The sequence below is a fragment of the Micromonospora sp. USAFONa4 genome (genome assembly GCF_057197825.1).
This window is the reverse complement of the sequence record NZ_CM170072.1, coordinates 3,358,426-3,369,905: the sequence shown is the minus strand read 5'-3', so window position 1 is coordinate 3,369,905 and position 11,480 is coordinate 3,358,426. Positions and strand designations below refer to the sequence as shown.

The 11,480-nt window shown below is 70.9% G+C and carries 10 protein-coding genes, 2 tRNA genes and 1 pseudogene; 5 read left to right on the top strand and 8 right to left on the bottom strand.

The features are described from left to right. Positions 1 to 25: 25 nt before the first annotated feature. Positions 26 to 829, top strand: a complete 804-nt coding sequence (locus AC0OO9_RS14730) for an MBL fold metallo-hydrolase (RefSeq protein WP_484517663.1) — start codon at positions 26 to 28, stop codon at positions 827 to 829. Positions 830 to 954: 125 nt separating this feature from the next. Here AC0OO9_RS14730 and AC0OO9_RS14725 read toward each other — a convergent pair whose 3' ends face one another. Together AC0OO9_RS14725 and AC0OO9_RS14720 are read right to left on the bottom strand one after the other, a co-directional pair. Further along, on the bottom strand, positions 955 to 1,374 hold the full coding sequence (locus AC0OO9_RS14725) for a CBS domain-containing protein (protein ID WP_121397384.1): 420 nt from the start codon (positions 1,372 to 1,374) through the stop codon (positions 955 to 957). Positions 1,375 to 1,505: 131 nt separating this feature from the next. Beyond that, positions 1,506 to 2,492 (bottom strand): L-threonylcarbamoyladenylate synthase, encoded by a 987-nt coding sequence (locus AC0OO9_RS14720; RefSeq protein WP_484517661.1) that lies wholly within the window; start codon positions 2,490 to 2,492, stop codon positions 1,506 to 1,508. Between the two features lie 98 nt (positions 2,493 to 2,590). Between AC0OO9_RS14720 and AC0OO9_RS14715 the strand changes: the two genes are divergently transcribed. The 3 genes and pseudogenes from AC0OO9_RS14715 (at position 2,591) to AC0OO9_RS14705 (ending at position 4,555) form a co-directional block, all read left to right on the top strand. Beyond that, positions 2,591 to 3,133 (top strand): DapH/DapD/GlmU-related protein, encoded by a 543-nt coding sequence (locus AC0OO9_RS14715; protein ID WP_484517660.1) that lies wholly within the window; start codon positions 2,591 to 2,593, stop codon positions 3,131 to 3,133. Positions 3,134 to 3,163: 30 nt separating this feature from the next. Next, positions 3,164 to 3,920 (top strand): annotated as a pseudogene (locus AC0OO9_RS14710) (HAD family hydrolase). After that, the gene (locus AC0OO9_RS14705; RefSeq protein WP_484517659.1) at positions 3,917 to 4,555 is read left to right on the top strand and encodes a class I SAM-dependent methyltransferase; all 639 of its coding nucleotides are present in this window, start codon (positions 3,917 to 3,919) and stop codon (positions 4,553 to 4,555) included. The pseudogene AC0OO9_RS14710 and the gene AC0OO9_RS14705 overlap by 4 nt, the downstream one beginning before the upstream one ends. Positions 4,556 to 4,644: 89 nt before the next feature. On the opposite strand, the gene AC0OO9_RS14700 is transcribed toward AC0OO9_RS14705, so the two are convergent. Then, positions 4,645 to 5,514 carry an AraC family transcriptional regulator gene (locus AC0OO9_RS14700; RefSeq protein ID WP_484517658.1) on the bottom strand — a complete coding sequence of 290 codons (870 nt, stop codon included), beginning with the start codon at positions 5,512 to 5,514 and terminating at the stop codon, positions 4,645 to 4,647. Between the two features lie 471 nt (positions 5,515 to 5,985). Between AC0OO9_RS14700 and AC0OO9_RS14695 the strand changes: the two genes are divergently transcribed. Continuing rightward, entirely contained in the window at positions 5,986 to 7,014 is a 1,029-nt protein-coding gene (locus AC0OO9_RS14695) for a hypothetical protein (RefSeq protein WP_484517656.1), read from the top strand. Between the two features lie 397 nt (positions 7,015 to 7,411). On the opposite strand, the gene AC0OO9_RS14690 is transcribed toward AC0OO9_RS14695, so the two are convergent. From AC0OO9_RS14690 to gyrA, 5 genes are all read right to left on the bottom strand, one after another. Beyond that, positions 7,412 to 7,487 (bottom strand) — tRNA-Ala (locus AC0OO9_RS14690). A 41-nt stretch (positions 7,488 to 7,528) separates the two neighbouring features. Continuing rightward, positions 7,529 to 7,657 (bottom strand): DLW-39 family protein, encoded by a 129-nt coding sequence (locus AC0OO9_RS14685; RefSeq protein WP_210834795.1) that lies wholly within the window; start codon positions 7,655 to 7,657, stop codon positions 7,529 to 7,531. A 44-nt stretch (positions 7,658 to 7,701) separates the two neighbouring features. Next, positions 7,702 to 7,775: transfer RNA gene (locus AC0OO9_RS14680), tRNA-Ile, on the bottom strand. A 222-nt stretch (positions 7,776 to 7,997) separates the two neighbouring features. Then, entirely contained in the window at positions 7,998 to 8,909 is a 912-nt protein-coding gene (locus tag AC0OO9_RS14675; protein ID WP_484517655.1) for a DUF3566 domain-containing protein, read from the bottom strand. Between the two features lie 4 nt (positions 8,910 to 8,913). Continuing rightward, positions 8,914 to 11,433: a DNA gyrase subunit A gene (gene gyrA / locus AC0OO9_RS14670; RefSeq protein ID WP_311409976.1), complete on the bottom strand. Its 2,520-nt coding sequence runs from the start codon at positions 11,431 to 11,433 to the stop codon at positions 8,914 to 8,916. Positions 11,434 to 11,480 lie beyond the last annotated feature (47 nt).

The following is an 11,480-nucleotide window of genomic DNA, read 5'->3' as shown; positions in this document are numbered from 1 at the left end:
GGTAGGGCTACCGGTGGAGGTGCACATGTCGACGACGCAGCCCGAGGTCACGTTCATCGGCACCGCCACCACGGTGCTGCGGATCGGCGGGTTCACCCTGCTCACCGACCCGAACTTCCTGCACCGGGGCCAACGCGCGTACCTGGGCAAGGGGCTCTGGTCGCGGCGGCGCACCGACCCCGCGCTGCGGATCGCCCAACTGCCGTCGCTGGACGCGGTCGTCCTCTCCCACCTGCACGGCGACCACTTCGACCGCGTGGCCCGCCGGGAACTCGACCGGGAGCTGCCCATCGTCACCACTCCCGCCGCCGAGCGGAAGCTGCGCCGCTGGGGCTTCCGGGCGGCCGAGGGGCTGCCCACCTGGAACTCCCGGGAGCTGCGCCGCGACGGCGAGACGCTGCGGCTGACCTCGATGCCGGGAAGGCACGGGCCGGGCGCGCTGGACCTGCTGATGCCCGACGTGATGGGCACGATGATCGACCTGGAACGCGACGGCAGCCGCCGGTTCCGCCTCTACGTCACCGGCGACACGCTCAACCGGCCGATGCTGGCCGACATCCCCGGGCGGTACCCGGACATCGACGCGATGCTGATCCACCTCGGCGGCACCAGGATCGCCGGCATCCTGCTCACCATGGACGCGCGGCAGGGCGCCGACCTGGTCGAACTGGTGCGGCCGAAGCTCACCGTGCCGATCCACTACGACGACTACCCGGTGTTCCGCTCGCCGCTGGGCCACTTCGTGGCGGAGGCCCGGCGGCGCGGCCTCGCCGGAACCGTCCGCACCATCGCCCGCGGCGAGACCGTCCCGCTGACCCCACCGGACTGAGCCGCCGACCTCCCGTCCGGTCCCGCCGGGGCCTCCTCCCGCGCATCCGGCCGCCGGTGCACCGCGTACGCCGATCGCCGCCTCCCGGCCGGGGCCGGAGGGCGGCGATCGGTCGTGACGCGTGGTCAGGCGCGCTCGGAGATGGCCTCGATGAGGTCGCCCACCGGGCGCTCGGGCAGGGAGCGGGCCACGTCGGCGACGGCCACGATGCCGACGAGCTCGTGCCCGTCGATCACCGGCAGCCGGCGCACCTTGTGCTGGCTCATTGTCCGCAGGATCTCCGCCGCGTCGTCGTCGGCGCCGATCGTCACCGCCTCGCCCTGGGCGAGTTCACCGGCGGTGACGCGGCCCGGGTCGCGGCCCTCGGCGAGGACCTTCACCACGATGTCGCGGTCGGTCAGCATTCCCTTGAGCCGGTTGTCGTCCCCGCAGATCGGCAGCGAGCCGACGCCCAGCTGGGCCATCTGCTTGGCAGCCGTCTTGAGGTCGTCCTGCTCACGGATGCAGGTCACGTCGTTCGTCATGATCTCGCGTGCGGTCGGCATTGGCTGACACCTCACTTCCAGGGGGATCGTTGCCGTTTCTCCTACCCCCGTCCTCCCGGCCCATGCACCCGGAGGGAACCGCCGGCCCCGACAGCCGTTCGCGCCGCCCGACCCGGTCGCCCGCGCCCGCCTCAGGCCGTCGGGTGCCAGGTGGCGGCGGCGCGGCGCAGCCGGTCGTTGACCGCACGGCCGACGCCCACCTCGGGCACCGGCTCGACCAGGATCTCGCCGACCCCGGCGGCGTCCAGCTCGTGCAGCGCGTCGAACAGCCGCGCGGCGGCCTCGGTCAGGTCGCCGGCGGCGGAGAGCACCTCCACGGCCGCCCAGTCGCCCGCCGGCCGGTCCCGGAAGGCCAGGAAGCCGCGCCGGACCCCGTCGGCCGCCGGCGGCTCGCCGCCAGAAGCCAACCGCAGCGGCGTACGCGGGGCGTAGTGCGCCGCCAGCGTGCCGGGCGCGACGGGCTGCCCGGAGCTGCCCGGGCGTACGGTCACCGGGCCGGCCGCCTCCTCCAACGCCTCGATCGGCAGCGCGCCGAGGCGCAGCACCACCGGCCGCCCGCCCCGGGCGTCCACGATTGTCGACTCGATGCCGCACCGCGTCGGCCCACCGTCGAGCACCACGTCCACGGCGGCGCCCAGCCCCCGCACCACGTGCTCCGCCCGCGTCGGGCTGAGCTGGCCGAACCGGTTCGCGCTCGGCGCCGCCACCGGCACCCCGGCCTCGGCGATCAGCGCCCGCGCGTACGCGTTGTCCGGCACGCGGACCGCCATCGTCGCCAGCCCGGAGGTGACGATCGGCGGGATCGCCGCCGGCCGGTCCACGATCAGCGTGAGCGGCCCGGGCCAGAAGCGCCCGGCCAACGCCGTCACCGCCGCCGGCACCGCCCCGACCAGCTTCTCCAGCTCGGCCGCGTCGGCGAGGTGCGTGATCAGCGGATCGAAGCTGGGCCGCGCCTTCGCCTCGAAGATCCGGGCGGCGGCCCGGGCGTCCAGCGCGTTCGCGCCGAGCCCGTAGACGGTCTCGGTGGGAAAGGCCACCAACCCGCCGGTACGCAGGACGGAGGCCGCCTCGGCGATGCCGCTGTCGGCCGGGAGCACACGTGGGGATCCGGTGGTCACGCCTCCGACGCTAACCTGCCGGGGCGGGCGGTTCGTGGCCGGCCGTACGGAACCGCGGTGGCCGCGTCCGCGCGTGAGCCGACAGGAAGGATCGTGGCGTGTCCAGCGACCGTCTGATGCGCATCCACAGCCCCGAGTTCCAGGCCATGGCCGAGCGGGTCCTGCGGGTCACCGAGCTCACCTCCCGCCTGAACGTCCTGCCCTTCGAGGACGAGGCGGGCAAGGCGAAGCTGTTCGCACAGATCCTCGGCAGGCCGCTGCCGAAGCGAGTCACGATCTATCCACCCTTCTACAGCGACCACGGCCTCCGCCTGGACCTCGCGGAACGCGTGTTCATCAACCAGAACTGCACGTTCCTGGACTACGCCGGCATCCGGCTCGGTCAGGGAGTGATGGTCGGACCGAAGGCCACCTTCATCACCGTCGGCCACCCGGTCGATCCGGAGGAGCGACGGGGCTGGCTGAGCGGAGGGCCCATCGACGTGGCGGAGAACGTGTGGATCGGCGCCGGTGCCACCATCCTCCCCGGCGTCAGCATCGGCCGGGACGCCGTGGTCGCCGCTGGCGCGGTCGTGGCCGAGGACGTACCGCCGGCCAGCCTGGTGACGGGCGGCAAGGCGACCGTGTATCGACAGTGGTGACGCCTGTCCCCGTGCGCGAGGATGACGGGCATGCTTCGTACCCCTCGGGCCCTCCTGCTGGACTTCGGCGGCGTCCTGGCCGACGCGCCGCCCCAACCGCCGGCCCCGCCGGGTCTGGTGCGGCGTCTCGCCGAACTCGTCGACGGCGCCGTGCCGGACGAGCAGATCGCCCGTGACCTAAGCCAGGGCGCGCGGGCATACGCGCTGTGGCGCGACGACGTGGGCAGGACGGGCGCCCCGGTCGAGCTGCCGCATGCCCAGGTGTGGGCCGACTTCGTGACCCGGTCCTGGCCGCGGGAGGCCCGCGCCGCCGTCGAGCGGGAGGCGACCCCGCTGGCGTACGCCTGGACCTGGCGCCGGGAGTGGGCGGTGCGTCCCGGCATCGGCGAGGCCCTGCGGCACGCCGCCGACGCCGGCCTGCCGATGGCGGTCGTCAGCAACACGCTCTGCGGTGCCGCCCACCGGGACTTCCTGGCCGCCGCGGGGCTCTCCGGGCTGTTCGGGGCCGAGTTCTACAGCGACGAGGCCGGGCCCCGGAAGCCGAACCCGGAACTGGCGCTGCTGGCGGCCCGCGCCGTCGCGGTGCCGATCGGCGACTGCTGGTTCGTCGGCGACACCGTGCACCGCGACGTCGTCTGCGCCCGTCGCGCCGGCACGGGCGCCGCGATCCTCATGCGCTCGCCCCGCACCGACCGGGAACCGGCGCTCCCGGGGGTGCGAACCGGACGCGCGGATCGAGGACGGCCACGGGCTCCTCGCGCTGCTGCGTGGGCACGCCCGCCCGTGACCGGCGGTACCGACTGGCAGGCGTGGCACGAGCCGTACGCCGACGCGGACTCCCCGCTGTCACGTCGGCTGCGGCTGGTGCAGCAGCACATCGCCTCGTGGCTCGACGAGCGCTCCGAGGAACGGCTCACGGTGGTCAGCGCCTGCGCGGGGCAGGGCCACGACCTCATCGGCGTCCTCGCCGCACGGCCCGACTCCCCGCGCGTGCACGCGACCCTGCTCGAGTACGACGCCGGCAACGTGGCCGCCGCGCGGGCCGCCGCCGAGCGTGCCGGACTCTCTCACCTCGTGGTCAGGCAGGCGGACGCGGGCCAGCCCTCCTCCTACGCCGGAACGGTTCCGGCCGACCTGGTGCTCATGATCGGAGTCTTCGGCAACATCCCGGACGCCGACGTGCGGCGGACGGTCGCCGCCCTGCCCCGGTTCTGCGCGGCGGGGGCCACCGTGATCTGGACCCGGGCGCGGCGGGCCCCGGACCTCACGCCGGCCGTACGGGGGTGGTTTCGCGACGCCGGCTTCGTGGAGGAGGCGTTCCATGCTCCGGCCGACGTGCGGTTCTCCGTCGGCGTCCACCGGTTCCAGGGCACACCGCGACCTCTGGACGCCACGGGAACGCTCTTCACCTTCCTGCACTGACCGCTGATGCTGCCGCTGCCGCTGCCGCAAGCATCAGGTGGTGCTGCGGGGCCCGGGATGACCCGACCGGACCGTGCCCCGCAGCCCCGTCACGTCGGCTCGACGGGTAGCCACAGCTCGCAGGTCGCGGTGCTGAAGTCGTCCGCACGCTCCAGGATCGCCACCATCGAGGGACCCGGCCGCAGACGCCACGGGTTGGAGGGGAACCACTCGGTCGCGGTCGCGGCCCAGGTGTCCTGTAGTGCCTGCGGGTGGGGCCCGGCGGTGCGGAAGACCGCCCACCTGCCGGCCGGCACCTCGATGGCGTCCAGATCCTCGGGGACCGGCGTGTCCCGGGACACCGCGACCCCGTGCAGGTAGGTCAGCTCGCTGCCCTCGGTGCCGTCGGGATCGAGGTCGTCGCAGACCTGCAGCAGCCCACCCGGGTCGGTGTCGCTGAGGGCCTTCAGCCGGGGATGCTCCTGCGGCGGGAGCGCGGTGATGTGCTGCTGGATGTGCGGGTTGACGCCCTGATGGATGAGTGGGACCCGGGCCGCGTGTCCGACGAGCCGGAACGCGGGGCGGTCCACGATGCGGGTGTCCATGGGGATGCTCCCTTCGACGGTCAGGCGGAACCTGACCTGCGGTTGCGTGCGAAGGGGACCTCCGTCGCGGCGAACGTCACCGGGGTTGGCGCCGTGGACCGCCCGGAACGCACGTCCGAACGCCTCCGTCGAGCCGTATCCGTGCCGGACGGCGATGCTCAGCAGATCGTCCTCACCCCGCACGACGTCGGCGGCGGCGACGGTCATGCGGCGCCGGCGCACGTACTCCGACAGCGGCATGCCGGCCAACGACGAGAACATCCGGCGCAGGTGGTACTCGGTCGTGCCGAGCGCCCTGGCCGGTCCGCTGACGTCGAACTCCTCGGTGAGGTGCTCCTCCACGAGGTCGACGAGCCGATTGAGTGCCGCGATCACGAGGCCTCCCTTCGACCACGATCCTGGTCGAAGGATCCGGGCCGCGCCCGACTGTAGAGGCCCGATCCGATCAGGTGCCCGGAAGGTCGCGACGCCAACGCACGGCATGCCGCGATCCGCGTGACCGCTGGCCCGTACGAATGGCTGCACTCGAAACCGAGATCAACCGAGGAAAGTGCTGGTGGAGCCCAGGGGACTCGAACCCCTAACCCCTGCCTCGCAAAGAGCAAGACTGCTGTCGGCCGGCGTCGGTCCCTGCCGCTGACCTGCTCGCCTTGTAGCCTCCAGTCGGCCCCTGATCGCGCCTGTCGGCTGGCTTGGCTGTACCAATGGCTGTACAGCCAACTCCTGCGTGGGACCCGGACCCGGACGAAACGGGGCCGTGGCAGTTGCCGTTATCCAGTACCGTCCGGGCGGCAAACTACTCACAGCACGGGGGGACCCTTGACGAATTCCTTCAGAACCCGTCGCATGCTCGCCTGGACCGCCCCCGTGGCGCTGGCGCTGACCGCGCTCGCCCCGACCCTGCCAGCCCAGGCCGCGCCGAAGCCCACGCCCACCGTCACCACCGGCCCGGTCGACAAGGACCTCAACGGCGACGGGGTGCCCGACCTGGTCGCCGTCGGCGGTCCGGGCACTGGCCTCGGCTCCGGCGTCTGGTCGGCACTCGGTGTGAAGTCCCACAAGACCGGCGTCGGCACCGGCCAAGTGCAAACCCCAGCCAGCAACATTGGCCTGCGCGGCACTGGCGTCACCGAATACAACGCCCCGACCGACTTTGACGGTGCCCAGGTCATCACCGGACGCTTCATCGACGTCGACCGCCAGGACTTCCTGTACTACTTTCCGACCGGAAATTCCGCCGGCGTCGGCGGCGTCCTCCGCGGCGCCGGGGACGGCACGATGACCAACCCGGCGCTCAGCGGCAACCAGTTCACGATCGGACACGACAATTTGATCGACGCCAACGGCAACAGCCCTCTGCAGCTGGTGAACGCGTTCCAGGCTGACGGCGTCGACACCGGCATCCCGGACCTGCTCGGCATCGCCGGTGACGCCACCAACGGCTACCGGCTCGGCTACCACCCCAACTACTTCGCGCCGGGCCTCTACTACGGCGTCACCGGCCTGACCAACCCCACGCCGACCGGCGGGACCGACTGGCAGAACTGGAGCCTCGCCAGCACCGAGACCGCCTCAGGGATCGCGCTCTTCCTGCGCAACGCCGGCACCGGTGACCTGTACCTGTGGACCGGAGTCACCATGGTCGACAACGGCGACGGCACCGGCACGCTGACCCACACCCAGTACCAGGTAGCGGCGAACTGGAACACCGGCGTCGCGATCAGCACGTTGCAGGCCGCCGATATCAATGCCGACGGCACTCCGGACCTGTGGGCCGTACTGACGGACGGCACCTACCGGGCGTACCTAATCTCCGGCCTGTCCAACAGCGGCACCGCGACGGTCACCACCACCCGCGCCCGACAGCTGGCCTAACCTCCTGGCAACCCATCGGACCATCCGTCTGAAAATCGGAAGGTCGGCGGTTCGACCCCGTCCCTGGCCACATAGCCTTTCGCCGGGCTAAATAGATCCCCATTAGCGGAAACGCAGGTGGGGATCTTCTTGTATGCCCTCCTGGCGCATCGATCGGCGTTGCCCGTGGTTGACCGCCCTTGACCGCTCATTGCCGCCGGCTATCGCACGTAGATCGCACGCCCTCCCCCTCTGCTGCCATCCCGTATGCCGCCGACCCACACACCGTGGAGCGGATCAGGGCCAGGGTGCCAAGGTGGAGCACCCCACCGGGAGTGTTGATCAATCCGCAAGCAGCTGATCTCTTTGCGAGAGTCGCTTGGCTGTACTCGGGACCGAGATCAACCAAGGGAAGTGCTGGTGGAGCCCAGGGGACTCGAACCCCTAACCCCTGCCTTGCAAAGGCAGTGCTCTGCCAGTTGAGCTAGGGCCCCCGGGGCGGACGACGCCGCCGGTGCCGGCAGTGCCAGCGAGATCAGCGCAGGTCGGGCGCGGTGGTCGCCTCGTGCCACAGGGCGCGCTCGTCGTTGGAAGCCTTGACCTTCCTGGCCACCACGGCTGCCACACCAACGACGCCGGCCAGGATCAGAAGCTTCTTGAACATGGGGCCTACCCCTCGCGCTCGACTGCCGTCGGACGAATGTGCGGTGGGGCTAGCTGGAATCGAACCAGCGACCTCAGAGTTATCAGCTCTGCGCTCTAACCGACTGAGCTATAGCCCCGCGTGGCGACGAGCAAGGTTAACCCATCCGTCCGTCCGGCCCCAAATCGGGGGCCGCCGCGACGTCCGGGCGTTGCCGTCGCTTCTGAACCTACCGGAGGCTTCCCGCCCGGCCCAGCCGATTACGCCGCCCGCACGTCCCGCCCGGGACGCCCGGTGACGTGCTCCGAACGCACGGAAGCCGGGGCTCCGCGCTCGGCGGTGCCCCGGCTTCCGAGGTGGTTCAGTCGCGCTCGGCGAGGGTCAGCTCGATGCCGCCGACCAGGTCCGCGCAGACGTTGTAGACGAACGCCCCGAGCGTGGCGAGCGCCGTGAACAGCACGACGTTGACCAGGCCGATCAGCGCCGAGCTGAGGATCACGCCCTTGGCGGTGATCTGGAAGCCGCTGGTGCTCTGGCCGCCGCCCGCGCTGACCAGGTCGGTCAGGCTGTCGTTGACGCTGGTGAACACGCCCATCGCGTCGAGGGCCAGGTAGAGCACCGAGGTGGCCACCACCACGACGATGAAGAGCACCACCGAGACCGCGAACGCGAACTTCATGACGGACCAGGGGTCGATCCGCTTGAGGTTCAGCCGGGCACGGCGCGGCCCGCGCGACGCGGCCGAGCTGACCGACGTACGCGCGGCGCGTACCGCGTCACCCACACGGGCCGCCCCGACGGCTGCGGCGCCACTGACACCCGGCGGCAGGCCGCCCCCGTTGGCGGGGCGGCCGGCACCGGTCGGGCGGGCGCCGTCCGGCTGCGGCTTCGCGGTGCCCGTGACGCGGGGCTGCGTGCCGGTGGTGCCCGTGATCCGCGGCTGTGTTCCGGTGGTGCCGGTCGACTGGGCGGCACCGACCTTCAGCGGCTGCGTCGTCGTCGGTGTGGCGGCGGCCGGCTTGGCGGCGGGGGCCGGCTTGTCGACCCCCACCGCCTCGGTCCGGTCCGCCGCGTCGCCGTCCTCGGAGGGCTTGTCCGGAGGCGGTGTCATCCCGGGGGCCCGGGTGAATTTCGGGGCAGGCGCGTCGGCGGGGACGGTCGCCCGACCCACGGCCGCGCGGCCGGTCGCTGGTGTGCCGCTCTTCGCGGCCTCCTCGTCGACCGGGGTGGCCGAGGTCCCCGTGTTCCCCGACTTCGCCTGTGTCTCCGTCATTCAACTAGTCCTGTTCGTCAGGCTCGTCGGCATTGCGAGCAATCGCCACGATAGTCACGCCATCCGGAAGGTCCATCAGCTTGACCCCCATTGTGTTCCGGTCACGCGTACGGCGTACAGGCTTCACCGGAGTCCGGATGACACCACCGTTGCTGGTGATCGCGAACAGCTCGTCGTCCGGGTCGATCACCACCGCGCCGACCAGACCACCGCGCCGCTCGGTGATCTTCGCAGTCAGCACGCCCTTACCTCCCCGGCCCTGCACGGGGTATTCCTCGATCGGGGTGCGTTTCGCGTATCCCCCGTTCGTGGCCACCAGAACGTCCAGACCCTCGCGGACCACCTCCATGGCCAGCAGGACGTCTTCCTCGCTGAAGCGCATGCCGATCACGCCCGAGGTGGCCCGCCCCATCGGGCGCAACGCCTCGTCGCTCGCGTTGAACCGGATCGCCTGCGCGTTCTTCGAGACCAGCAGCAGATCCTCCTCCGGCGCGACGAGCGCCGCCCCGACCAGCTCGTCCTCGTCGCGCAGGTTGATCGCGATGATGCCGCCGGACCGGGGGGAGTCGAACTCCTCGAGCCGAGTCTTCTTCACCAGGCCGTTCTTCGTGGCAAGTACCAGGTAGGGAGCCACCTGGTAGTTCGGAATCTCGATGATCTGCGCGATCTGCTCGTCAGGCTGGAACGCGAGCAGGTTGGCCACGTGCTGGCCCTTGGCCACCCTACTGGCCTCCGGCAGTTCGTACGCCTTCGCCCGGTAGACGCGCCCCTTGTTGGTGAAGAAGAGCATCCAGTCGTGGGTCGAGCATACGAAGAAGTGGCTGACGATGTCGTCCTGTCGGAGCGTCGCCCCGCTGACACCCTTGCCGCCACGACGCTGTGACCTGTAGAGGTCGACCTTGGTCCGCTTCGCGTAACCCGTACGGGTGATCGTGACCACCACGTCCTCGCGGGCGATGAGGTCCTCCATGGAGACCTCGCCCTCGAACGGCACGATCTTGGTGCGCCGCTCGTCGCCCCACTTGGCGACGATCTCGCCCAGCTCCTCCGAGACGATCCTGCGCTGCCGCTCGGGCTTGGCGAGGATGTCCTTGAGATCGGCGATCTCCAGCTCCAGCTTGGCCAGGTCGTCCAGGATCCGCTGCCGCTCCAGCGCGGCGAGCCGGCGCAGCTGCATGTCGAGGATCGCGGTCGCCTGGATCTCGTCGATCTCCAGCAGCCGGATGAGGCCCTGCCGGGCGTCCTCGACCGTGGGCGAGCGCCGGATCAGGGCGATCACCTCGTCGAGGGCGTCCAGCGCCTTGGACAGACCGCGCAGGATGTGCGCCCGCTCCTCCGCCTTGCGCAGCCGGAACGCCGTCCGCCGGCGGATCACGTCGATCTGGTGCTCGACGTAGTAGCGGATGAACTGGGCCAGGTTGAGCGTGCGCGGCACTCCGTCGACCAGCGCCAGCATGTTGGCGCCGAAGGTCTCCTGGAGCTGGGTGTGCTTGTAGAGGTTGTTCAGCACCACCTTGGCGACCGCGTCGCGCTTGAGCACGAGCACGATCCGCATGCCCGTACGCCCGGAGGACTCGTCGCGGATGTCGGCGATGCCGGCGAGCTTGCCCTCCTTGATCAGCTCGGCGATCCGCTCGGCCAGGTTGTCCGGGTTCACCTGGTAGGGCAGTTCGCTGACGACCAGGCAGGGGCGACCCCGCTTGTCCTCCTCGACCTCCACCACGGCCCGCATCCGGATCGACCCGCGCCCGGTGCGGTACGCGTCCTGGATCGCCTGCGTGCCCACGATCAGGCCGTGGGTGGGGAAGTCCGGCCCCTTGACGATCTCCAGCAGCGCGTCGAGGGTGGTGGCCTCGTCCTCCTCCGGGTGCTCCAGACACCACTGCACGGCCGCGCCGATCTCGCGCAGGTTGTGCGGCGGGATCTTGGTGGCCATGCCGACCGCGATGCCCTCGGAGCCGTTGACGAGGAGGTTCGGGATCCGCGACGGCAGGATGGTGGGCTCCTTGGCCCGGCCGTCGTAGTTGTCCTGAAGGTCGACGGTGTCCTCGTCGATGTCCCGCAGCATCTCCATGGCCAGCGGGTCGAGCTTGCATTCGGTATATCTCATCGCGGCAGCAGGATCGTTGCCCGGCGAGCCGAAGTTGCCGTTGCCGTCGACCAGCGGGTAGCGCAGCGACCAGGGCTGCGCCATCCGGACCAGCGCGTCGTAGATCGCCGAGTCGCCGTGCGGGTGGAACTGACCCATCACGTCGCCGACCACGCGGGAGCACTTCACGTAGCCCCGGTCCGGCCGGTAGCCGGAGTCGAACATGGCGTAGAGGATCTTGCGGTGGACCGGCTTGAGCCCGTCCCGGACGTCCGGCAGCGCCCGCCCGACGATGACGCTCATCGCGTAGTCGAGGTAGGAGCGCTGCATCTCCACCTCGAGCCCGACCGGTTCGATGCGGTCGTGCGCGACGACGGCGGCGACGGTCTCCGGGAGCTCGGGCTCGTTGGGTGTGGACTCGGGGATATCGGTCACTGTTAACCCTTATCAGACTCAGAGTCGTTTTCGTGCTGTGGATAACG